The sequence below is a fragment of the Candidatus Thiothrix phosphatis genome, assembly GCF_035668035.1.
Taxonomy (GTDB): domain Bacteria; phylum Pseudomonadota; class Gammaproteobacteria; order Thiotrichales; family Thiotrichaceae; genus Thiothrix; species Thiothrix phosphatis.
In genome coordinates this window covers 1-22,285 of sequence record NZ_JAYMYJ010000129.1, presented here as the reverse complement: position 1 = coordinate 22,285, position 22,285 = coordinate 1, and the positions used below count along the sequence as shown (strand labels likewise).

Here is a 22,285-nt window from a genome sequence, read left to right as displayed (position 1 = left end):
GACTAACCATTTCCAGGAACAACCAATAAACATGTCATTGCAGCACGGTGCCTTTGTCATTTCACTTGATTTCGAGCTTTACTGGGGAATGCGCGATGAAACCCGGCTGGATGCCTATAAAGCCAATCTGGCTGGGGTGCGCCAAGCCATTCCTATGATGCTGGAAAACTTTAGCCGCTATGGGATTCACGCCACTTGGGCGATTGTTGGGTTTATTTTTTTTCAGGATACCCATGACCTGCTGCAACATCTTCCCACCCTTAAACCGGACTACCGTGACATACGCCTAGATCCCTATAGGCACCTGCCAGATACTGATAAGAACCCTAGCCTTATACCCTACTACTACGCCCCTGAGTTAGTGGAAATGGTTAGGGATTATGCGGGACAGGAAATCGCTTCACATTCTTTTTCACACTATTACCCGGATGAACCTGGTTCCAGTCTGAAAAGCTTTTCCGCAGATTTGGATGCAGCCAAAGAAATTGCCAAGCGCTACTGCATCAACTTTGAAACCTATGTTTTCCCCCGCCAACAGTACACCTCACAATATATTGAAATACTGGCGAAAAACGGCATTCGGTCTTTCCGGGGAGACGCCCGCTCCGGCTTTTATCACTGCCCAGAAAAACATGACGGATTCTATACGCTTAAACGCGGGATGCGCCTAATCGACTCGGCTTTCAACCTCACTGGGCATCAATCCTTTACCCCTGGGATATATAAGACGCCCAATCATGCATTGATCAACATTCCCGCCAGTCGGTTTTTCTATCCGCACTGTCCATGCCCAGCCCTCAACCAATTACGCCTTGAACGTATCATGCGTGGCATGACGCATGCCGCCCGAAAAAACGAAGTTTTTCACTTGTGGTGGCATCCACATAATTTTGGTGCCCATACCCTGGAAAACATTCAGCGGCTGGAACGGGTGCTTGAGCATTACCACTCCTTGCAAGCGCGCTATGGAATGCAAAGCATGAGCATGCAGGAACTTGCCAAAACCTACCCCATACCTGTTATCCGTCAAGCCAGTAACGCAACCACAATAAACTGCCCCCAACATACGTGCGAAACAAATTGGACCAGCATATGAAACAAAGCAATGAAATACTCATTCCAGCCAATGAATATCATTACTCATTGCGCCAGGGAAACGAAATACCGCTTATTTTAAGCCCAGAACTTGCGACTAGGGCCACTGAACGTGACCTTTCCCTGCAACATGTCTGGGACATTCTCAAAAAACACAAATGGCTTATTCTTAGTGCCCTGCTTCTAGGCATATTGCTGGCCTTTCTGGTGACAAAACTAACCCCTCCCAGCTATCAGGCCAATGCCACCATCAAGATTGAACGGGAGCCAACCCGCGTAGTTGAATTCGGCCAAATCCACAATACCGACCAAAAAGACAGCATCGACATCCTGCAGACCGAATATGAGCTGTTGAAGAGCCGTGCCCTAGCGGAACGGGTTATTAAGCAGATGGGGCTTGCGGATGAATTGCTAACCGCCGATAAACCCGTCTTTAGCCTGTCCGGTTTGTTTGGCGGAGAAAATAAGGCTGTTACAGATGATGCGAGCAAATTACGTGAAGCAGCCGAAAAGTTCTCCAAAAAACTCTTTGTCCAGCCATTGGAACAATCCAGATTAGTCAAAATTTATTTTGAAGCGCCTGCCGCCGCCCAATCCGCCAACATTACCAACACATTGATCAACACCTATGTTGGCATGCGTAACGAAGCCTATACAGAAACTGGCGATTACGCGAAAGGCTATCTGGATCAACAAATCGAAAAAACCCGTAACGACCTCACGCAATCTGAACAACGCCTGTTCGACTACGCCAAAAAGAAAAACATCCTGAATATCGATGACACCCAGACGGTAAATGTTGAAAAACTGACCGACATGAATAAGGCTTTGGCGGATGCTGAACGCCGCCGCATCCAGACAGAAAGCAAATACAACCAACTGAAGGCCACCGGCGGCAATCGGGACGCCCTCGACAACCTGGCCATTCAGAACATGAAAAATACCCTGGCCAATCTTGAAGCCGAATATCAGGAAAAATCCCGCCTGTTCAAACCGGACTACCCTGACATGCAACGCCTCAGCAGCCAAATCGCTGACATGCGCAACACCATCAACACTGAAACAGCCAGCGTCACCAGCGCCATCAAGGCAGAATACCTCGCCGCCAAAGAAGAAGAAAATAAGCTGCAAGGGCGGCTGGGCAAACTGAACAATGAGCTCATGCAGATTCAGGACAAAAGCATCGAATACAACGCGCTCAAACGTGAAGTGGAAACCAACCGCCAGCTTTATGACGAATTGCTGCAACGGATGCGGGAAGTGAATGTTGCTTCCGGTGCCAATCCCAGCATTGTCCGGATTATTGATGAAGCGCAAACACCGTTGCAACGTTATCGTCCCAACACATCACTTAACCTGCTGATTGGCTTGCTGGGCGGTTTGTTGGGCGGTATTGCCTTGGCGTTCCTGCGTGAAGGCATGGATGACAACATCCATAGTGACGAAGACATGGAAAAATTCACGGCCCTGCCCGTACTTGGCGCCATTCCTGACGCCAGTAAATTGCCAGAAACCACGCTTGCCCTAAAAACCCTGAATGAGCCGCGCTCAGAAGTGGCGGAAGCCTACCGTATCGTGGTCACCAATCTGGGCGCATCGTTAAAAAAGGAAAAAGGCAACTCCGTCCTGATTACCAGTATCGAACCTGGTGAAGGCAAAAGCACTACCGCCATCAACATTGCCTACGCTTATGCGCGCATGCGATACAAAGTATTGCTGGTTGACGCTGATATGCGGTGCCCCACCTTGCATCACAAACTTGGCCTCACTAATAATGTGGGACTAAGCGACTATCTGGACAACTCCATCGATCTGCCCAACATACACTCTATTGGTTCAGATACCGGCCTGCACATCCTTACTGCCGGAACTGAAACCAGCGATCCAGTAGGCCTGCTCTCCTCTAACCACATGCTGGCGTTAATGGGCATCGCTGCGCGCCGCTATCACTACATCATCATTGATGCGCCGCCATTAAAAGGTTTTGCCGATCCATTGGTGCTGTCGGCAATGAGCACCGCAACGGTACTGTTGGTTAGCCCCAAAACTAGCAATCGTCGGATAATCAATGCCGCCCTTAAGCAGCTGAAACGTGCTGGCGGCAACCTAACGGGCTTTTTACGTATGAAAGTCCGGCGCACAACCATTGGGCAACACTACTATGACCACTATTACCAACAACGTTCCCGCCAATTGGTTCCGGTTAACAGCTGACCATAATCAGCAATCGTCTGCAAAAAAGTTTTCATCAAACATTTCGATAAAACGTTTGGCCTGAGGGGTAAAGAACTTGCCCCTCCGGACAATCAGGCCATAGCTCCTGGCAGGAAAGTAATCATGCAAAGGTATGGCGGTGATTTTTTCATCGCCCGTCAAACATACTTCAGTGACAATCGATACCCCCAGCCCCATCTCCACGTAACGTTTGACGATCTCCCAACCACCTGCCTCCATCGCCACTGAATATTGCAATTCATGCTGGCGAAATACGGTGTCCACCATTCGCCAAGTGCTCATATTGCGAGGCGGCAAAATAAGCCCATAGGGTGTAATGTCTTCCAGGGTCACTTTCCGGTTCAGGCTGGCCAAAGGATGGTTCCGCGCCGTAATCAAGATTGAGCCAAATGACACAAACGGTTTGTAAATGATGCTATCAGGAATTTGCAACAACGGCCCCACTGCCAAATCCACCTGATCATCCAACAGCATTTTCATGCCGCTTTGCCCCGCCACATTGTGCAGGTTGATCCGGATGCCTGGGTATACGCAATTGAAACGTCGGAGGTAGTCTGGTAACACATACAATGCTGTTGATTGCCCGGCGGCAATGTTCAACTCCCCTTTTTCCATTTTGCCCAAGCTGGCAGCAAACGTTTCTTTCAGGGAATCAATTCCCGCCGCAATCGGCTGCACCAGTTGATAGAGAATTTTTCCTTCCGGGGTCAAGCGCACGCTAGGGCCACGCCGCTCCAGCAACTTCTCCCCCATCTCGCGTTCAAGTGCTTGAATTTGCAGTGAAACAGTGGGCTGGCTAATATGTAACTGCTCGGCGGCGTGAGTAATGTTCTCCTTTTGCGCCACCACGCAAAAAGTCCGCAACAATTTATAACGCGTCTGCTTGTAGTAATGCATCGCCACGATCGATTCATCCTCCTGAATATTTCATTATTGTGCATTACAATAGTAATAATTGAAACAATTGATTTTTTTGCAATCATCAATTTCGGTATCTTATGCGCCAGTTAAACATTCATATATTGGGTGTTTATCTCATGCTAACTGTGGTGCTTGCGGCGTCGCCTATGGACGCCGCTCTTTTCTCCTACCTCCCCCCTATGAAACAATGGCGTTGCACCAATAAAAAGGATTACGCATTTCCAAATTTTTCGATTCAGGAGTATTCACGATGGCAGATTACATTCTTTGGTTTGATCAATTGGGAATGCACGATGTGAACATCGTCGGTGGTAAAAACGCCTCCCTTGGGGAAATGATCAGCAACTTGGCCAATGTCGGCGTCACCGTCCCGAATGGATTTGCCACCACCACCCATGCCTACCAAGATTTTATCCGCGCTGACGGCCTAGCGGATCGCATTAACACATTGCTGAACTCATTAGATGTCGACGACATCCACGCACTGACCAACGCAGGCAAGACCATTCGCAGCTGGGTTATGGAGACACCATTACCGCCGCGCCTGCTGGAAGACGTCACCGCCGCCTATCTAAAACTGTCGGAAGGCTCCGGCGCAACCGCCTCTTTTGCAGTGCGCTCATCTGCAACGGCTGAAGACTTGCCCGATGCATCCTTTGCAGGCCAACAGGAAACTTTCCTCAACGTGCGTGGACTCGATAATGTCATCGCCGCCATCAAGGAAGTGTTCGCCTCCCTGTACAATGACCGCGCCATCGCCTACCGCGTCCACCAGCATTTTGAGCATGACAAAGTGTTCCTGTCCGCTGGCATCCAGAAAATGGTGCGTAGCGACATTGGTGCCAGTGGCGTCATGTTCACGCTTGACACTGAATCTGGTTTCCGTGACGCCGTATTCGTCACTGGCGCTTATGGCCTGGGCGAAACCGTTGTGCAGGGTGCCGTCAACCCAGATGAATTCTACGTCTACAAACCGAACATTGAAGCAGGCCGCCCGGCTATCCTGTCCCGTCGCCTGGGCGCAAAAGCCATTGAAATGGTGTATGCCGATAGCGCAGGCGAAGCCCACAACAAAGCCACCCTCACCCGCGATGTTGAAGCCGCCCGCAGCATGCGTTTCTGCCTGACGGACGCACAGGTTGCGTCTCTCGCCCGACAGGCCATCACTATCGAAAAGCACTATGGCCGCCCGATGGACATCGAATGGGCTTTAGATGGTGGCGATGGCAAACTGTATATCGTACAAGCACGCCCAGAAACGGTTGAAAGCCGCGCTTCTGCAACCATCATTGAGCGCTACCAGCTTCAGCAAAAAGGCTCCATTATCGCGGAAGGCCGCGCTATCGGGCAAAAAATCGGCCAAGGGCCTGCCCGCATCATCAGCAGCATCAAGCAGATGCACGAAGTCAAAGAAGGTGATGTGCTCGTTACCGACATGACCGACCCTGACTGGGAGCCGATCATGAAGCGCGCTTCCGCCATTGTGACCAATCGTGGTGGCCGCACCTGTCACGCCGCCATTATTGCGCGCGAAATGGGCATTCCGGCGGTAGTCGGCTGTGGCGACGCCACCGACCGCATCGAAAACGGCGCGGCGATTACCGTTTCCTGCGCAGAAGGCGACACCGGTTTCATTTACAACGGCCTGCTGCCATTTGAAGTGCGCAAAGCCGACACCGGCAACCTGCCTGAACTGTCGGTCAAGATCATGATGAACGTGGGCAACCCATCCCGCGCCTTCGCCTTTTCCCGCCTTCCCAATGCAGGCATCGGGCTGGCGCGCTTGGAGTTCATCATCAACAACACCATCGGCATCCATCCGAAAGCCCTGCTGGAATTCGACAAGCTGCCAGTGGAGTTGATGAACAGGATCGGCAAGAAAATTGCGGGTTACGCCAGCCCAATCGATTTCTATGTGGAAAAACTGGTGGAAGGCATCGCCACATTGGCGGCCGCCTACCATCCGCACAAAGTTATCGTGCGCATGTCCGACTTCAAGTCGAACGAATACGCCAACCTGTTGGCAGGTGACCGTTACGAACCGCATGAAGAAAACCCGATGATCGGCTACCGGGGCGTTTCCCGCTACCTGTCCGAATCCTTCCGCGACTGCTTCGAACTGGAATGCCGTGCCCTGCGCAAAGTCCGTAATGAAATGGGGCTGACCAATGTTGAGGTCATGATCCCATTCTGCCGCACCTTGGAAGAAGCCCAACAAGTCAGCGAATTGTTGGAAAACCAAGGGCTGAAGCGCGGTGAAAACGACCTACGCCTAATTATGATGTGCGAAATTCCTTCCAACGCGGTGCTGGCGGAAGAGTTCCTCGAATATTTTGACGGCTTCTCCATCGGTTCCAACGATATGACGCAATTGTCATTGGGTCTTGACCGCGATTCCGGCCTGATTGCGCACCTGTTTGACGAACGCAACCCGGCAGTAAAAAAACTGCTGAAAATGGCGATTGAAGCCTGCAAAAAACAAGGCAAGTACGTTGGTATTTGCGGCCAAGGCCCATCCGACTACCCAGATTTTGCCGCATGGCTGCATGAACAAGGCATCAGCAGCATCTCGCTCAACCCGGACACTGTGGTCGATACCTGGCTGCATTTGGCCAGCCTCGATGCAGCCAACGCATGATCAAGGATTGCAAAAAGCGGCGGACAGTCTTTTATCTGTCCGACCGCACCGGCATCACCGTCGAAACGCTAGGCCATAGCCTGCTGACCCAGTTCGATGGCATCCAATGGCGAAAAGTTAGTATCCCGTTCTTGGATTCAGAGGACAAGGCCAAAGAAACTGCCGAACAAATCAATATGATGGCGGAGTTGGATGGGTGCCGCCCGCTGGTTTTCAGCACCTTGGTCAACCCGGAAGTGCGCCAGTATATCGAAAGCGCCGACTGCGCCATTTACGACTTCTTCAACAACTTCATCGACTCAATGGAAAAGGAGCTGGGGCAACCCTCCTCCCACGCCATCGGACGCTCGCACGGCCTGCACAATGACGCCTCTTACTCCAAACGCATTTCCGCCATCAACTTTGCCCAAGCCAGTGATGATGGGATCAGTGCAAAAAGTTTCGCCGAAGCCGACATTATCCTGATCGGGGTGTCACGCTCCGGCAAAACGCCAACCTGCCTCTATCTGGCGATGCAATATGGCATTTACGCCGCCAATTACCCGCTGACAGAAGAGGACATGCAGGAAAATAAGCTGCCGGAACTCCTCAAACCATTCCGCCCCAAACTGTTTGGCTTGACCATAGAAGCCGAACAATTGCAGCGCATCCGCCAAGAACGCAAGCCCAACAGCCGTTATGCATCGTTTAACCAATGCGAACAGGAACTGGAATGGCAACAAAACCTGTACCGGCGTGAAAATATCCCCTGCATCAACACCACTGCAATTTCCATTGAAGAAATCGCCACAACCATACTCAACCGTAGCGGCCTGAAGCGCCAGTTATACGGGGAGTGAGCAGCGCATGACAGATGTCTGGGGAAGTGCGACAATACGCGCTTTTCCTTGCCTGCAGGAAACACCATGACAGCCCAAATCATTGATGGCAAAAAGGTCTCTGCCGAAGTCCGCGCCGAAGTCAAGCTGCGTATTGACGGGCGCTTGCAACAGGGCAAACGCCGCCCAGGTCTAGCTGTCATTTTGATCGGCTCCAATCCGGCATCACAGGTGTACGTCAGCCACAAACGCAAAGCTTGCGATGAAGTCGGTGTCATGTCCCGTTCCTATGACCTGCCAGAAGAAACGACCCAGTATGAACTGGTGCAATTGATCAATGAACTTAACCGTGACCCACTGATTGACGGCATATTGGTGCAACTGCCCTTGCCTGCCCACATTGAACCTTCCCTGATTATCGAGCAAATTGACCCACGCAAGGATGTGGATGGCTTCCACCCCGCGAATATCGGCAAACTGACGTTGCGCATCCCTGGGCTGCGCCCTTGCACACCGTATGGTGTCATGCGGCTGCTGGACAGCACCGCCGAAGTCTACAAAGGCCGCCATGCCGTCATTATCGGTGCCTCCAACATTGTAGGCCGCCCAATGGCGTTGGAATTGCTGTTGGCCGGAGCAACCGTCAGCGTCACGCACCGGTTTAGTGGTGACGCCACCGCCGCATTGACGCGCCAAGCCGATATCGTGGTCGCAGCCGTAGGCAAACAAGGGCTAATCAAAGGCGACTGGATCAAGCCAGGGGCAACGGTTATCGACGTAGGCATGAATCGCTTGGAAAATGGCAAATTGACAGGCGATGTGGACTTTGCGGCGGCCGCCGAGCGCGCGGCCTGGATTACGCCTGTTCCTGGCGGCGTCGGCCCCATGACGGTTGCCATGTTGATGAAGAACACGCTGGAAGCATGCGAAAAGCATTCCTTCTAACCAGCTAGAAGAACGCTGGCTTCTTTGTTTTGCAATGGCTTGATGGGCAGGCACACAACCTGCCCAGCAGACTCGAAAACCTACTTGTCCTTCTGCTGCCCCATCAACTGCTTGACAGTTTCAGCATCCAATGCGCCAGACTCCTGCAAACGGCGGATGACTGGCGCAGGCAAGCAAACAACCTCTGACGACTGGAAGTCAACCCCGCCAGACACCCCACCGCACATCTGCCGCTTGGCGTCGCCGTCCTTGGTCTTCGCTTCGTCATATTCCAGCTTGCTGTCATCCACCCAGCCATTCTGACCCGCCCAGCGTACCCGCTCCATGGCGAAGTTGCCTGCTTCGGCGCGCTGACCCAGCTTAACGATGTTCGTGCCATTATGCGGAATCTCGACCGCTATGGCGTCATCACCATGATCCACATACATCATTAAACTTTCACCCGCAGACAAATCCTTCACCGCATAAACAGGGATAGATTTGAAGATGCCGCCTTTGGCCGCTTCCGGATAACCGCAACAGTCTTTTTCCGTGACCGCAGGATCAGCAAGGCACTGGCGGCGAGCATTGGCGGTTTCGGTCGCGTCCTTGTCTTCCTCCAAGGCATCGGACAAAACCCAACCGGTCTGGTCATCCCAAGAAACCTTTTCCCAAACCTTGTCTTCGGCATTCATCTGCGCATTCCGGCGCGAGATCCAGGTCGCGTTATGAGGGATGTTGACAATGACATCCCTGCCAGGCTCTTTGTACATTTTAAGGACATTACCCGCATCCATATCCTTGACGCGGTAAACCAATGAAGTGTCAGCAGGCATCGGCAAGGCCGACACACCCAGCAAGGGCGCGCCTAACAACACCAATCCGGTCAGCAATGGCAAAGCAGTTTTATTCAGGACACCCTTTTGCATAATTAACCTCCACCACGCTCCCACTATTGCGGCAGCGCCATCTCACAAGTTGGCAGGCAAACGGACATGGGGCTGTGACCGTCTGCCCGATTATTACCAATCAAAAAATAAACTTTATTAATCAAACAATAAGCACGAACATCCATCGTTTGATTATGATCTTACAGTTGCAGAAAAGTCACAACCTTGACTGACAAAATCACGATTTATTCTGCTTATATGAAATAAACATGGCGTCACCGTAACTAAAGAAACGATATTTCTGATGAACGGCATGCCGATAAGCTTCCATGACGTTTTGATAGCCAGCAAACGCTGACACCAACATCAACAGGGTTGACTCAGGCAGATGGAAATTGGTGATCATGGCATCAACCACATTAAACCTATAACCCGGCGTGATAAACAGTTGCGTATCCCCTTGCAAAGGCTGCAACACCCCACCTTGGGCAGCGCTTTCCAGGCTACGCACTGACGTTGTGCCCACCGCCACCACCTTGCCCCCGCGTTGGCGACAAGCCGCCACGGCGTCACAGACTTGTCGGGAAACGTCCACGTACTCGGCATGCATGACATGCTGCGACAAATCTTGCACCCGCACAGGCTGGAAAGTGCCAGCGCCGACATGCAGGGTAACCGCCGCAGTATGCACACCTTTTTGCGCCAATGCGGCCAATATTGCGGCGTCGAAATGCAGGCCAGCCGTTGGCGCAGCGATGGCCCCCGGCTTTTGCGCATACACGGTCTGATAACGCTCACGATCAGCCGCAGTATCTTCCCGCTCAATATAAGGTGGCAATGGAATATGCCCGTAACGTTCCAGTAATGCCAATGGCGGGTCTTCATGCAGAAAACGCACCTCGAACAAATCGCCCTGCCTCCCAACGACCTCTGCTTCCAGCATATCTTCCAGATACAGGCGCACACCCGACCTGGGTGCTTTGCTCGCACGAATATGGGCAAGCACGGCATGTGCGTCGGTGATGCGCTCCACCAGCACCTCCACTTTGCCACCCGACGCTTTCCGGCCCAACAGGCGGGCGGGGATCACACGGGCATCATTGAACACCAGCAAATCTTCTGGCTGAAGCAACGTCAGTAGGTCGGTAAAGCGTCCGTCGCGATATTCACCTGTTGACCCGTTGAGGACTAGCAAGCGGCTGGCGCTCCGCTCCGCCAAGGGTTCAGAAGCAATCAGCTCAGGGGGAAGGTCGTAATGGAAGTCGCTCAGTTGCATCATGGGCGCGAATCATAACAGTTTGCAAAATTTCTTTCGACAAAAGCTAAAAATCAGGTAGAATCTGCATCCTTCACCACGTGCCGGAATGGCGGAATTGGTAGACGCAGCGGATTCAAAATCCGCCGGTGGTGACACTGTGCGAGTTCGAGTCTCGCTTCCGGCACCATTTGTGAACCAGACACCAAATAGACTATCTAAACCCGCAATAGCGGGTTTTTTTATGCCTGTGAAATAGGTTGAGAATTGACACCAATGCCACACCACGCCAAAGATTTGCTGGCTCTGGCCAAAGCCGTGATCGACACTGAAATTGCCGCCCTCGCTGCCCTACCCGCACGACTGGACAACGGTTTCCTGCATGCCTGTGAAGCCATCCTTGCCTGTCGGGGACGGGTGATTGTCACCGGCATGGGAAAATCTGGCCATATCGGCAACAAAATTGCCGCCACCTTAGCCAGCACCGGCACACCGGCTTTTTTCCTGCACCCAGGCGAGGCCAGCCATGGCGACCTCGGCATGATTGTCAGTGGGGATGTCATCATTGCCTTATCCAACTCCGGCACAAGTGAGGAAATCCTCTCCATCTTACCGGCTATCCGGCGACTGGATGTGCGTATTATCGCCATGACCGGCAACTCTGGCTCCCCATTGGCGAAAGCCGCCGATTTCCACATCCACACTGGCGTGGACAGGGAAGCCTGCCCGTTGGGGCTGGCACCGACCTCCAGCACCACCGCCACGCTGGTGATGGGCGATGCGCTGGCGATTGCATTGCTGGAGGCGCGCGGCTTCACTGTGGAAGACTTCGCCCGCTCCCACCCTGGCGGACGTTTGGGCAAACGCCTGTTGGTGCATGTGCGCGACATCATGCATACCGGCGAGGAAATCCCACAGGTGCGCCCGGATGTCAACCTGCAACAAGCAATCCTGGAAATGACCCGCAAGAAGCTGGGCATGACCGCCATTACCGATACGGCAGGAACATTGCTGGGCATTTTTACCGATGGCGACTTGCGGCGCTCGTTCGAAAAAGGCCGCAAGGTGCAGGAACAACCCATCGCCGCGCTGATGACCCACAATTGCCGCAGCATCGACGGCGACAGTCTGGCGGTCGAGGCGCTCAACCTCATGCAGAAACACGCCATCACGGTGCTCCCGGTCGTGCAGGACAACCGCGTTATCGGTATCATCCACATGCATGACCTTTTACGCGCAGGAATCACCTGATGTACCAGTTTGACAAGCTCCCGGCGGCGGTTCTGGAGCGCGCCCGCAACACCCGCCTAGTTATTTTCGATATTGACGGCGTGCTGACGGATGGCAGCCTTTTTTACGACAATCAGGGGCAGGAATACAAAGCCTTCAATTCCAAGGATGGCCATGGCATCCGCATGTTGCTGGAAAGCGGGTTGGAAATGGCCCTGATCACCGGGCGCAAGTCCGAGTTGGTGCTGCACCGCGCTGACAACCTGAAAGTGCCGCACGACCGTATTTGGCAGGGTTACCGGGACAAACGCCCTGCCTTCGCCGACCTGCTGGCCAAAACCGGCCTCAACGCAGAAAACATCGCCTATGTTGGCGATGATGTCGTGGACTTGCCAGTCATGACGCAGGTCGGCTTTGCTGTTGCCGTCCAGGACGCCCATTACTTTGTCCGGCAGCATGCGCACTGGGTTACGGAAGCAACCGGCGGGCGCGGCGCGGCGCGTGAGGTGTGCGAGCTTCTATTGCATACGCAAGGCAAACTACAGGCAAAACTGGAAAGTTATCTGGCATGAAGCGCCTGAGCATCCTGATCATCGTCCTGTTAATGATCTTGCTGATCACCCAGGTGGAGGATTATCTGGGAAAAACTGACCTTGGCCGCCTGACCGTGAACAAAGAGCAGATTGACTACTATTTGTCAGACTTTTCCATCATGGCGATCGCCAGCGATGGCAAGGTCAGTTACGAACTGTCCGGACGGCACCTGTCCCACTGGCCAAGCAAAAAACAGAGCCAAATCATTGCGCCGGTGTTGCTGGGCAAGGGGGAAGCCGGTAAACGCATCCGGGCCAGTGCAACTGAAGGCTGGTTCGACCAAGCCAGCCAATTGGCGAAGCTGGCGGGCAATGTGGAGGTCATCAAACCACCGACGACCACCACAGTGCAGGACGGATTCACCCTGCGTACTGATTATCTGACCTACGATGCACAAAACGATGAAATTTCGACCGATGCAAAGGTATCCATTACCGGCCCTTCTGGTACGATGCAATCCACCGGCCTGACCGCCAGGCTTAACCAGGATTTACTGAGATTTGATTCCAATGTCCGCTCAATCTACCACGTTAAATAAATGGCTGTTATGCTTGCTGCTGGCGGGCATGGTCCCCACCGCCCATGCCCTGAAATCGGATGTGGAAGAGCCGGTGCAGATTGAAGCCGACTCGGCGGTCTTTGACAAAATCGCCGGAACTGCCACCTATGACGGCCACGTCAACATCCGCCAGGGCACTTTGCAAATCCTCGCCAGCCATATTGAAATCAATGCCCCTGGCAACGAAATCCAGAGCATTATTGCCACCGGTTCCCCAGTCAGCCTCCAGCAAAAAATGGACAATGGCAAACAGGTGCAAGGCAAGGCGCAGGAAGTCCGCTACCTGGTCAAGGACAAACGCCTGCTGCTGGATGGCAACGCCGAACTGATGCAGGACAAAGACCGCTTCGTCAGCAACCATATCGAATACCTCCCCGACAGCGGCCAGCTCAAGGCAGGCGGAACCGGCAAGTCCGGGCGGGTTTCCGCTGTTTTCTACCCAACCAACAAAGCCGCCAAATGAATACGCTGGCAGCGCGCAACCTGCAAAAAAGCTATAAGAAGCGCCAGATCCTCAAGGGGGTCGACCTTTCCGTCAACAATGCGGAAGTGGTCGGCCTGCTGGGGCCGAATGGGGCGGGCAAAACCACCTGCTTTTACATGATAGTCGGCCTGATCGGGGCAGACGCAGGGCAAGTCCTGCTCAACGGTAAGGACATTACAGCCGCCCCCATGCATGAACGCGCGCGTGAAGGCATTGGCTACCTGGCGCAGGAAGCCAGCATCTTCCGCAAGCTGACGGTAGTGCAAAACATCATGGCGGTGCTGGAAATGCGCAAGGATCTCAACCGCACACAGCGGCAGGACAAGGCCGACAGCCTGCTGGAGGAATTCCAGCTTACCCACTTGCGCGACAGCCTTGGCGTGAGCCTGTCCGGCGGGGAACGGCGGCGTGCCGAAATCGCCCGCGCCTTGGCCACTGAGCCTGCCTTCATCCTGCTGGATGAGCCGTTCGCCGGGGTCGACCCGATCTCCGTGCTGGAAATCCAAAAAATCATCCGCCATCTGGTCGGGCGCAACATTGGCGTCCTCATCACCGACCACAATGTGCGCGAGACCCTCGGCATCTGCCACCGCGCTTACATACTGAGCGAAGGCAAAATTTTGGTCGAAGGCGCGCCCGACGACATCCTGAAAAATGAGCAGGCGCGGCGCGTTTATCTGGGTGAGAACTTCACGCTGTAAACACTCAGCCGCCATTCATCCTGGCTATCGCATCTTTGCACCGTCAAATGATTGGAGTAGTATGAAAGCCATGAAAGACAGGACATCGGCCATAGGTAAAAGGAATAACAAGAACAATGCTTAAACAGGGATTCGATCTCAAATTAGGTCAAACCTTATCCATGACACCACAGTTGCAACAGGCCATCCGCCTGTTGCAGCTCTCATCACTTGAATTGCAAAATGAAATCCAGCAGGCTCTGGAAGAAAACCCGCTGTTACAACTTGCCGATGACCTTGAAGACAATGCGGTTGATTCCAGCAATGACACCAAAGCCGACCCAGAACCGGAAACCCTTGAGGCCAGCGGCGATAGCCCCTCCCTTGACGAAAACATTCCCAGCGAACTGAGCATCGACGCAGACTGGGAAGATGTCTACGACACCCGCAGCAGCAACAGCGATAACGACGGCGACGCCAACGGCTTCCTGGAAAATCAGTGCGACAGCGGCGGCGAAGGGTTGCAGGAGCATTTGTTGTGGCAAATCCGCATGAGCAACCTCACCAGCATCGACAAGCAAATTGCGGAAGCCCTGATCCGCTCTTTGGATGAAGCTGGCTATTTGTGCGATTCCCTGGAAGAGATTTACGAAGCACTCAGCCATGAATTGCTGATCGATTTGGAAGATGTGGAAGTTGTCCTCAAATACATCCAGCAGCTTGACCCCATCGGGGTAGGTTCGCGCGATCTGCGCGAATGTTTACTGATTCAACTGCATCACTTGCCGGAAAGCCGCATCCAGGTCAAAGCGCGCCAACTGGTGGAAAAACATCTGGATCTATTGGAACGGCGCGATTATAAAGAAATCAAAAAGAGAATAAAAATAGAACAGGGCGAGCTGGAAGACATCGTCCTGTTATTGCGCAGCCTGCAACCGCGCCCTGGAAGTGCCTATTCCACCTCTTCCGCAGACTACATCGTGCCTGACGTATTTGTCCGTAAAATCAAAGACAGATGGATCGTAGCCCTGAACGCGCAGGTTACCCCCAACCTACAGGTCAACCAGTTCTACGCCGATATGCTGGGGCAGGTCAAAACCGAACACGACGCCAGTTATTTCAAGACCAACCTGCAACAGGCGCGCTGGTTGATCCGCAGCGTGGAAAGCCGCAACTCAACCCTCCTGAACGTCGCCAAAGCAATTGTTGAACGCCAGAGCGCTTTCATGCAATATGGGGAACAGGCGATGAAGCCATTGATACTCCGAGATATTGCAGAAGAACTGGAAATGCACGAATCAACCATCTCCCGTGTCACCACCAACAAATACATGCATACCCCGCGCGGTATCTTTGAATTCAAGTATTTCTTCTCCAGTCAGGTTGAAACAGACACAGGGTCAAGCTGTTCATCAACCGCCATCCGGGCCATGCTCAAAAAACTGATTACCGAGGAAGACCAGAACTCACCCCTGAGTGACAACCAATTGACTCACCTGCTCAACCAGCAGGGCATCAATGTGGCGCGCCGAACCGTCGCCAAGTACCGTGAAGCAATGTCAATTCCTTCATCCCATGAACGGAAGGCATTGGTTCCGACTTGAACCACGTTTCCTGTGTTGGCATACCCGACCCGAGAGGAAGAGCGCCAACCACAGGACGTGGCTTCTTCCATGACCTGAAAAAAGGAGCTTGCATTATGCAATTAGAAATCACTGGTCATCATCTTGAAGTGACAGACTCCATGAACAATTATGTGCGTGAAAAGGCAGAACGCCTCAAACGCCACTTTGACCAGGTAATGAAGATCCACTTCATTCTGGAGGTCGAAAAACAACGCCACAAGGCGGAAGCGACTTTCCACGCCAATGGCAACCACATGTTTGCAGACGCCTACGCTGATGACATGTATGCGGCCATTGATGCATTGGTTGACAAGTTGGATCGGCAAATTCTCAAGCTCAAGGAAAAGCTGAAAAGCCATCATCGCCAGGAAGCTGCCCAACTGGTAGCGACAACTGAGCCTACGGATTAAAGCCCCATGGACATCGCTGCCCTGCTTTCACCCGAACGGATCAAATGCGAAACGGAAATCTCCAGTAAGAAGCGGGCTTTTGAGCTGCTGTCGGCCTTGTTGGCCACTGGCAGTGAAGGGCTGGACGCAGACGCCATTTTCGACGCGCTGATCAATCGGGAAAAGCTGGGCAGCACAACCATCGGCAACGGCGTGGCGATACCGCACGCCTGCTTGCCCATCTCCCAAGCCACTGGAGCCTTGTTGCTACTGGAGGATGGAGTCAAAATGGATGCGCCGGACAAAAAACCCGTCCAACTATTCATGGCGATTCTGGCCCCAAGCAACCAGGCTCCTGATTATTCTGACCTTATCACCCACCTAACCAGTGCCTTACTACAAAAATCGCTGATTGAACACCTTTGCCAATACCGTGATGCCAAGCTCGTGCAGGAATACTTCTGCTCCCTAATCAACACAGCCAACCACCCGCTTGAGGGTGTAATGGCGGCCTAAACGCATGCATCTGGTCATCATCAGTGGCATGTCGGGCGCAGGTAAGACTTACGCCCTTCACACACTCGAAGACAATGGTTACTACTGCATTGACAACTTGCCATCCCAATTGCTGGAAGCCTTGCTTGGCACCCCCCAAATCGCCAAGCAACCCTACCTCGCCGTTGGCATTGACATCAGGGGCGGACGCGACAGCCTGCTGGACACGCCAGCCATCATCAAACGTATTCGCCAGCGCATATCCAACACACAACTTGTTTACCTGTATGCAGAGCAAGAAATCTTGCGTAAACGCTACAATGAGACCCGCCGTCGGCACCCACTAACGAGCGAAACCCAAGAGCTGGACAAAGCGATCCTGCTGGAATCCACATTGCTGGAACCGCTGGCGGTTGATGCCGACCTACGTCTGGATACGTCACACATCGGCGTTTATGAATTGGGGCGGATATTGAAAGCACGCATCTGCCAAAGTGAATCCAAGCATTTGTCGCTGATGATCCAGTCCTTTGGCTTCAAGCATGGGGCACCTTCCGATTCCGATTTTCTGTTTGATGTGCGCTGCCTGCCCAACCCCTATTGGGAACCCGACCTGCGCACCCTGACTGGCCGTGATGCAGGCATCATCAATTGGCTGGAGGAACATGATGACGTGCAGCGAATGTATGCAGACATTGAAGGGTTCCTCAGCCACTGGCTGCCTAACCTGGATGCCAGTTGCCAACGTGCTTACCTGACCGTTTCCATTGGCTGCACCGGCGGGCGTCACCGCTCCGTCTACTTGGCGGAACGCTTATACCAACACTTCCGCCGCAATATGGGTGAAAACGTCATCCTACGTCACCGCGAACTCAATTATGTCCGCTGACAAACCGGGCGGCTTGGTTAGCCGCCCCTAATGAATCAACCTCCCCTAACCCTTCCACGCACGGCTTCGGCCAACTGATGCACCGCCATGGCGTAATAGTTGCTGTGGTTATAACGGGTAATCACATAGAAATTCTGGTAGCCAATCCAGGGCTCCTTGTAACCATTGGGCACAGTGCTCAACGCGAGCAAATAAGCTGGCCCGTTTGAACCCCTTCCATAACGCGGCGCAATCCCCCTGCTGGCCAGACTGGCAAGCGAATACTTGACCTTGTACCCATCTGGCATGCTGGCGTAGGCAGATGACGTCACTGCCGCCGGAACCGCCACTTCGCCGCCTGCCTGCCACCCATGCTTGGCAAAGTAATTGGCGATGCTGCCAATGGCATCCACAGGGTTCCACAAATCACGCACGCCATCACCATCAAAGTCCACGGCATAAGAATGGAAACTGCTGGGCATGAATTGGCCATAACCCATGGCACCCGCAAATGAACCCATCGGGGCTAGCGGATCCATCCGTTCAGTTTGGGTCATCGACAGGTAGTACTTCAACTCATCAAAGAAAAACTGGCTGCGACGCTGATTGGTCAGCGCGGATGTCGTCAAGGCGTCAATCACACGATGCTTGCCGAAAATCCGCCCCCAACGGGTTTCCACCCCCATAATGCCGACAATGTATTCAGCCGGGACGCCATATTGCTGTTCGGCGCGCTGCAACTGCCCCGCATACTGTTGCCAGAACTGGGAGCCTCGCTGGATATTGGCCGCATTGACGAAACGGGCGCGATAAGCGCTCCAGCCAAGCGGGCTGCCCGCAGATGGCTTTGCCCATTGCGCCGAAATGTCATCGCGGTTGCGCACTTGAGAAAAGACGCCATACAAATAATTGCGGTCAAACCCCTGGCTTCTCACCATATTGTCAATAAAGGCCAGCAGTTGGGGATTGCCAGCAAAATCCCCCCCCAGACCAGTGGCGGAATAATTACCGACGCCTTTGCCGCCGTAATTGACCACCTTGGGGACATCAACCTGTGTTTGTGTTGGTTGTTCCTGAGCGACCTGTTGTTGTGCACTGTTGTCAGTAACATCCTGCTTTTCAGGCGCTGAACTACATGCCCCCAAACCCAGCGCCAATAACGCAACGGCGCTGAGAGCAAAGGAATTCCTTGGCGAATACATGCAAGCCTCCGACATAACTTAATATTATTTTTAACCCAAAGATGAGCTGATAGTCTAACACGGCTGCAACAAGATTAAAAAGGCACCATGTGTCCCGCATCATCAAAAGGTATCATCTTGCCTGCCTCATCAGCGAATGGCGGCACTTGATTGGCAATGGCGTCAGTGACCGTCACAGGATCAGGGGAACTGAATGAGGGGAACCGCCACCCGCCTGGCATCTCCCCCAAATCATAGGGGGCATTGATCATTTTATCCCAAAAGTCATTGGTAAAATCCGTATAAAAATCAGGCCATATGTAACGGGTGTCACCCCAGGGATGGGTTTCCTTCTCCTTTGGTGCCTGCGGAACCGGCATGTTTTGCGGCACTGGCGGCCTTAAGGCATAAGGCGTCATACGCGGAAGCATGGCGTAGGGGGAATAGGGCTGTGCATAAGGATTATAATATTGCGCGTAAGGGCTGTAGGTTTGCCTCTGCCCATAATAGTACGGGTTGTAAGTTTGCCCATAGGCATAGGGGGAATAGCCCGGATAGGCGTAACCGGCATAAGGGGACGCGGTTTGTTGCGGGAAATATGTTTGGCTGGGGAATTGCCCACCCTGCTGCCCTACCCCCGGATATTGCACTTGATTCCCGGCAACCTGCTGGGGTGGGAAAGTCAATGTTTGCTGTGGAACCTCCTGCGGCCCTTGCGCCATCAGGGTGTTTGCGGCCAAAAGCGTTATCAATAACGCCATTCCTTGTTGTGTTTTCATACGAGCACTACCTGCCAAGTGTAATATCTGGAAGAATACCAGACATACCCTGGAAAATCGCGGCAACGCGCCAAAAGAAAGGATGAAGAAAATGACAGCAAAAGCAGAACTGATTGCCGCCAACAGCACCCTGCACCTGCAAATGCAGGAATGGCGCCGCGACATTCACCAGCATCCGGAAACAGCTTATGAAGAATTACGCACCAGCAACGTGGTGGCGGAACGTTTGCAGGCACTGGGGTTGGAAGTCCACACCCAGATCGGTGGCACCGGCGTGGTCGGCGTCCTACGTGGCCGACACCCTGGCGACAAACATATTGGCCTGCGCGCAGACATGGACGCACTCCCGCTAACGGAACTGAACACATTCGCCCATGCGTCCCGCCACCCCGGAAAAATGCATGGCTGCGGGCATGACGGCCACACCACCATGCTGTTGGGTGCCGCCGCTGTTTTGGCCCACTCCCCGGATTTTGCGGGCACCATTTATTTCATTTTCCAACCGGCTGAAGAAATGCAGGCAGGTGCCAAGCGCATGATTGATGATGGTTTGTTCGAGCGCTTCCCGATCGCCGAAGTCTACGGCATGCACAACTGGCCCGGCATTCCAGAAGGGCATTTTGCCGTGCACCCTGGCGCGGTCATGGCGTCCACCGACGGTTTCGACATTGAAATCCACGGCCAGGGCGGCCATGCGGCGATGCCCGACATGCTGACCGACCCGGTGCTGGTGGCTGGCCACATCATCACCGCCACACAAAGCATCATTGCCCGCAACCTGAAACCCACCAGCAGCGGCGTCATCAGCATCACCCGCATGGTGGGCGGCAGCGCCTATAATGTCATCCCGGAACACGTCAGCCTGCATGGCACCATCCGCACGCTGGAGGAAAGCCAGCGCCAACTGATCAAGCAACGCCTGCAACAACTGGTGGAACATACCGCCAGCGCTTTTGGCGCTTCCGCCAGCATCCGCTTCAACCCTGGCTACCCAGCCACCATCAACCGGCAGGCCAACGCCGAAACCTGTTATCAGGTCGCCTCCGAGCTGGTCGGCGAAGGCTGTGTGCAGTGGAACCCACCCCCCAGCATGGGTGCGGAAGATTTTGCCTACATGCTGCAACAACGGCCTGGTGCCTATATCTGGATCGGCAACGGCGCTGCGGGTGAAAGCCATGCCCTGCATAACCCCCATTACGATTTCAATGACCAGATACTGCCGCTGGGGGCAAACTACTGGGTACAGTTGGCGCAACGCCTGTGCCGCTAAGACGTTGCGCCGCAGTGGTTATTGGCCGGTGCCTGTATGCAATGCCTGACGTATCGCTTTCATGATTGGCCTTTTTTGGCCTGCGGGTTTCTCCGGCTGGTAATCCAGCCGCAAGTGCCAGATCATCAACCCCCCCAATCCAGTTTGCTTAACAAAGTCGACTTTTTCCGCCAATGAACGCGGGTCATTGAATGAAATGAACTTGTCATCAGCAGACCCGGTATTGTTGATGCTGAGGTAAGGCATCCGTGCACCTGCATCCCAATGGTAATACTCAGGCTTCGTATAATAGTTCTGCATCAGTTGCGCCACGCTATCCAGGGGTGTCCCGCTAGTCCAGTCCTTGGGTGTTGTCGTCCACGTCTGCATAGGGGCCGTTACGCCATCTGTGGAGCCTGTCACTTTTCCCCCTTGCCAAATGCGGATTTCCAGACTGACCCCAAGCCCCAATTTGCTGGCGGGAATGCCTGCCGCCAAATATTTTTTGACGTATCCGTCAATGGAGGCGACCTTCCCGCCGGTGGAGGGATAAACCTTGCCACCATCATACAAGGCTGAGTCGTGCCAAGTGACGCCCTCCCAAATGGTGGCCTGGTTGTAAAACATGACATTGAGCTGGTCAATCATGTCGATGTGCCGAGCCAACAGCTTGGCGTCCCGGCCATCCGGCCCTGCCGCCACCGCCAGTAACGGACGATCCAGTAGCGGCGTTTTTTTAATCTTATCAGGGTATTCCTGCTTCATGCGTGCATGCAGCTCAGTCAGGAATGTTTCATAGTTGGCGTTGACCTCGGACCCATAGGGCGTAACTGGCTCCAGATCCAGATCCAGCCCGTCATAGCCCTCATTCAAAACACCGATCAGCGCATTGATCAGGGTTTGCCGTTTGGTGGCGTCCGCCAGAATGGGGTTATAGGTATCCTGCCAAGAATTGACGCTGAACAGTATCGGTATATTGTGCTGATGGGCAAGGCTGATGGCCTTTGTCCGCTTGGTGGAATCAATCTGCTCAGAGGCGAAATCCAGTGAACCGTCAGACCCGATATGCGCCGCAAAATGCACAATATGCGTAAGCATCGACCAATCGTCGGCATCCATGAAGGACACATTGCCACTAGCGTCCTGCTCATAGCCAGGCAAATAACCTGTCACCCATGGTTTGGCAATGTTCCCACACGCACAAGCCAGTTGGGACCAAAACACAGCGACAGCCAAAACCAATGACGCGGTAAGCTTACCAGTTATCTTTACACCCATGGGTTATCTCCCTGATTCTTCAAGCCCTAAAAGCCTGCATATTAACTTAATCTATTGGGAAATCCCCCGGCTTTGCCGGGGAGACGTGCATAGTTTGA

Annotated in this window: 21 protein-coding genes and 1 tRNA gene; 16 read left to right on the top strand and 6 right to left on the bottom strand. The window is 53.5% G+C overall.

The features are described 5' to 3' along the window. The first annotated feature begins 31 nt into the window (after positions 1–31). Together VSS37_RS14945 and VSS37_RS14940 are read left to right on the top strand one after the other, a co-directional pair. Entirely contained in the window at positions 32–1,096 is a 1,065-nt protein-coding gene (locus tag VSS37_RS14945; protein WP_324696498.1) for a polysaccharide deacetylase family protein, read from the top strand. After that, positions 1,093–3,309: a GumC family protein gene (locus tag VSS37_RS14940; RefSeq protein ID WP_324696496.1), complete on the top strand. Its 2,217-nt coding sequence runs from the start codon at positions 1,093–1,095 to the stop codon at positions 3,307–3,309. Before VSS37_RS14945 ends, VSS37_RS14940 begins: the two co-directional genes overlap by 4 nt. Before the next feature lie 6 nt (positions 3,310–3,315). On the opposite strand, the gene VSS37_RS14935 is transcribed toward VSS37_RS14940, so the two are convergent. After that, positions 3,316–4,227, bottom strand: coding sequence for a LysR family transcriptional regulator (locus VSS37_RS14935; RefSeq protein WP_324696539.1), 912 nt, complete (start codon positions 4,225–4,227; stop codon positions 3,316–3,318). A gap of 274 nt (positions 4,228–4,501) precedes the next feature. On the opposite strand from VSS37_RS14935, the gene ppsA reads away from it, so the two are divergent. From ppsA to folD, 3 genes are all read left to right on the top strand, one after another. Continuing rightward, the gene (gene ppsA / locus VSS37_RS14930) at positions 4,502–6,889 is read left to right on the top strand and encodes a phosphoenolpyruvate synthase (protein WP_324696494.1); all 2,388 of its coding nucleotides are present in this window, start codon (positions 4,502–4,504) and stop codon (positions 6,887–6,889) included. Next, positions 6,886–7,728: a posphoenolpyruvate synthetase regulatory kinase/phosphorylase PpsR gene (gene ppsR, locus VSS37_RS14925; RefSeq protein ID WP_324696492.1), complete on the top strand. Its 843-nt coding sequence runs from the start codon at positions 6,886–6,888 to the stop codon at positions 7,726–7,728. The genes ppsA and ppsR overlap by 4 nt, the downstream gene beginning before the upstream one ends. 66 nt (positions 7,729–7,794) lie before the next feature. Beyond that, positions 7,795–8,652: a bifunctional methylenetetrahydrofolate dehydrogenase/methenyltetrahydrofolate cyclohydrolase FolD gene (gene folD / locus VSS37_RS14920; RefSeq protein ID WP_324696490.1), complete on the top strand. Its 858-nt coding sequence runs from the start codon at positions 7,795–7,797 to the stop codon at positions 8,650–8,652. Between the two features lie 80 nt (positions 8,653–8,732). Here the strand turns inward: folD and VSS37_RS14915 are convergent, their stop codons facing one another. Both VSS37_RS14915 and queA read right to left on the bottom strand, forming a co-directional pair. Continuing rightward, positions 8,733–9,560 carry a hypothetical protein gene (locus VSS37_RS14915; protein WP_324696489.1) on the bottom strand — a complete coding sequence of 276 codons (828 nt, stop codon included), beginning with the start codon at positions 9,558–9,560 and terminating at the stop codon, positions 8,733–8,735. A gap of 199 nt (positions 9,561–9,759) precedes the next feature. Beyond that, on the bottom strand, positions 9,760–10,797 hold the full coding sequence (gene queA, locus VSS37_RS14910; RefSeq protein ID WP_324696537.1) for a tRNA preQ1(34) S-adenosylmethionine ribosyltransferase-isomerase QueA: 1,038 nt from the start codon (positions 10,795–10,797) through the stop codon (positions 9,760–9,762). Between the two features lie 82 nt (positions 10,798–10,879). On the opposite strand from queA, the gene VSS37_RS14905 reads away from it, so the two are divergent. The 10 genes from VSS37_RS14905 (at position 10,880) to rapZ (ending at position 17,721) form a co-directional block, all read left to right on the top strand. Beyond that, positions 10,880–10,966 (top strand) — tRNA-Leu (locus VSS37_RS14905). A gap of 86 nt (positions 10,967–11,052) precedes the next feature. Further along, a complete protein-coding gene (locus VSS37_RS14900; protein WP_324696487.1) occupies positions 11,053–12,027 on the top strand; it encodes a KpsF/GutQ family sugar-phosphate isomerase in 975 nt (324 codons plus the stop codon). Next, positions 12,027–12,578, top strand: coding sequence for a 3-deoxy-manno-octulosonate-8-phosphatase KdsC (gene kdsC / locus VSS37_RS14895; RefSeq protein ID WP_324696486.1), 552 nt, complete (start codon positions 12,027–12,029; stop codon positions 12,576–12,578). The genes VSS37_RS14900 and kdsC overlap by 1 nt, the downstream gene beginning before the upstream one ends. Then, positions 12,575–13,138 (top strand): LPS export ABC transporter periplasmic protein LptC, encoded by a 564-nt coding sequence (lptC, locus tag VSS37_RS14890; RefSeq protein WP_324696484.1) that lies wholly within the window; start codon positions 12,575–12,577, stop codon positions 13,136–13,138. The genes kdsC and lptC overlap by 4 nt, the downstream gene beginning before the upstream one ends. After that, positions 13,110–13,622 (top strand): lipopolysaccharide transport periplasmic protein LptA, encoded by a 513-nt coding sequence (gene lptA, locus VSS37_RS14885; protein WP_324696482.1) that lies wholly within the window; start codon positions 13,110–13,112, stop codon positions 13,620–13,622. The genes lptC and lptA overlap by 29 nt, the downstream gene beginning before the upstream one ends. Further along, entirely contained in the window at positions 13,619–14,344 is a 726-nt protein-coding gene (gene lptB, locus VSS37_RS14880) for an LPS export ABC transporter ATP-binding protein (RefSeq protein WP_324696480.1), read from the top strand. The genes lptA and lptB overlap by 4 nt, the downstream gene beginning before the upstream one ends. Before the next feature lie 116 nt (positions 14,345–14,460). Continuing rightward, the gene (locus VSS37_RS14875; RefSeq protein WP_324696478.1) at positions 14,461–15,927 is read left to right on the top strand and encodes an RNA polymerase factor sigma-54; all 1,467 of its coding nucleotides are present in this window, start codon (positions 14,461–14,463) and stop codon (positions 15,925–15,927) included. A 95-nt stretch (positions 15,928–16,022) separates the two neighbouring features. After that, entirely contained in the window at positions 16,023–16,358 is a 336-nt protein-coding gene (gene hpf / locus VSS37_RS14870) for a ribosome hibernation-promoting factor, HPF/YfiA family (protein ID WP_324696476.1), read from the top strand. Between the two features lie 6 nt (positions 16,359–16,364). Beyond that, positions 16,365–16,853, top strand: coding sequence for a PTS sugar transporter subunit IIA (locus VSS37_RS14865; protein WP_324696475.1), 489 nt, complete (start codon positions 16,365–16,367; stop codon positions 16,851–16,853). Between the two features lie 4 nt (positions 16,854–16,857). Continuing rightward, positions 16,858–17,721: an RNase adapter RapZ gene (rapZ, locus tag VSS37_RS14860; protein ID WP_324696474.1), complete on the top strand. Its 864-nt coding sequence runs from the start codon at positions 16,858–16,860 to the stop codon at positions 17,719–17,721. Between the two features lie 35 nt (positions 17,722–17,756). Here rapZ and mltB read toward each other — a convergent pair whose 3' ends face one another. Next, positions 17,757–18,902 (bottom strand): lytic murein transglycosylase B, encoded by a 1,146-nt coding sequence (gene mltB, locus VSS37_RS14855; RefSeq protein ID WP_324696473.1) that lies wholly within the window; start codon positions 18,900–18,902, stop codon positions 17,757–17,759. 74 nt (positions 18,903–18,976) lie between these two features. Next, on the bottom strand, positions 18,977–19,783 hold the full coding sequence (locus tag VSS37_RS14850; RefSeq protein ID WP_324696472.1) for a hypothetical protein: 807 nt from the start codon (positions 19,781–19,783) through the stop codon (positions 18,977–18,979). Here VSS37_RS14850 and VSS37_RS14845 point away from each other — a divergent pair. Continuing rightward, complete coding sequence (locus tag VSS37_RS14845) at positions 19,752–20,930, top strand: M20 aminoacylase family protein (protein ID WP_324696470.1); 1,179 nt, start codon at positions 19,752–19,754, stop codon at positions 20,928–20,930. The two genes, VSS37_RS14850 and VSS37_RS14845, sit on opposite strands and share 32 nt — an antisense overlap. Positions 20,931–20,948: 18 nt before the next feature. Here the strand turns inward: VSS37_RS14845 and VSS37_RS14840 are convergent, their stop codons facing one another. Beyond that, positions 20,949–22,187 (bottom strand): glycoside hydrolase family 18 protein, encoded by a 1,239-nt coding sequence (locus VSS37_RS14840; protein WP_324696468.1) that lies wholly within the window; start codon positions 22,185–22,187, stop codon positions 20,949–20,951. Between the last annotated feature and the right edge of the window lie 98 nt (positions 22,188–22,285).

Bases quoted from the DNA above. Each gene is read 5' to 3' on its own strand.
- VSS37_RS14865 (WP_324696475.1), top strand. From the start codon at position 16,365: ATGGACATCGCTGCCCTGCTTTCACCCGAACGGATCAAATGCGAAACG.
- lptA (WP_324696482.1), top strand. From the start codon at position 13,110: ATGTCCGCTCAATCTACCACGTTAAATAAATGGCTGTTATGCTTGCTG.
- lptC (WP_324696484.1), top strand. From the start codon at position 12,575: ATGAAGCGCCTGAGCATCCTGATCATCGTCCTGTTAATGATCTTGCTG.
- rapZ (WP_324696474.1), top strand. From the start codon at position 16,858: ATGCATCTGGTCATCATCAGTGGCATGTCGGGCGCAGGTAAGACTTAC.
- mltB (WP_324696473.1), bottom strand. From the start codon at position 18,902: ATGTATTCGCCAAGGAATTCCTTTGCTCTCAGCGCCGTTGCGTTATTG.
- VSS37_RS14915 (WP_324696489.1), bottom strand. From the start codon at position 9,560: ATGCAAAAGGGTGTCCTGAATAAAACTGCTTTGCCATTGCTGACCGGA.
- folD (WP_324696490.1), top strand. From the start codon at position 7,795: ATGACAGCCCAAATCATTGATGGCAAAAAGGTCTCTGCCGAAGTCCGC.
- VSS37_RS14900 (WP_324696487.1), top strand. From the start codon at position 11,053: ATGCCACACCACGCCAAAGATTTGCTGGCTCTGGCCAAAGCCGTGATC.
- hpf (WP_324696476.1), top strand. From the start codon at position 16,023: ATGCAATTAGAAATCACTGGTCATCATCTTGAAGTGACAGACTCCATG.
- VSS37_RS14840 (WP_324696468.1), bottom strand. From the start codon at position 22,187: ATGGGTGTAAAGATAACTGGTAAGCTTACCGCGTCATTGGTTTTGGCT.
- VSS37_RS14945 (WP_324696498.1), top strand. From the start codon at position 32: ATGTCATTGCAGCACGGTGCCTTTGTCATTTCACTTGATTTCGAGCTT.
- ppsA (WP_324696494.1), top strand. From the start codon at position 4,502: ATGGCAGATTACATTCTTTGGTTTGATCAATTGGGAATGCACGATGTG.
- queA (WP_324696537.1), bottom strand. From the start codon at position 10,797: ATGCAACTGAGCGACTTCCATTACGACCTTCCCCCTGAGCTGATTGCT.
- VSS37_RS14845 (WP_324696470.1), top strand. From the start codon at position 19,752: ATGACAGCAAAAGCAGAACTGATTGCCGCCAACAGCACCCTGCACCTG.
- VSS37_RS14935 (WP_324696539.1), bottom strand. From the start codon at position 4,227: ATGCATTACTACAAGCAGACGCGTTATAAATTGTTGCGGACTTTTTGC.
- VSS37_RS14940 (WP_324696496.1), top strand. From the start codon at position 1,093: ATGAAACAAAGCAATGAAATACTCATTCCAGCCAATGAATATCATTAC.
- lptB (WP_324696480.1), top strand. From the start codon at position 13,619: ATGAATACGCTGGCAGCGCGCAACCTGCAAAAAAGCTATAAGAAGCGC.
- kdsC (WP_324696486.1), top strand. From the start codon at position 12,027: ATGTACCAGTTTGACAAGCTCCCGGCGGCGGTTCTGGAGCGCGCCCGC.
- VSS37_RS14875 (WP_324696478.1), top strand. From the start codon at position 14,461: ATGCTTAAACAGGGATTCGATCTCAAATTAGGTCAAACCTTATCCATG.
- ppsR (WP_324696492.1), top strand. From the start codon at position 6,886: ATGATCAAGGATTGCAAAAAGCGGCGGACAGTCTTTTATCTGTCCGAC.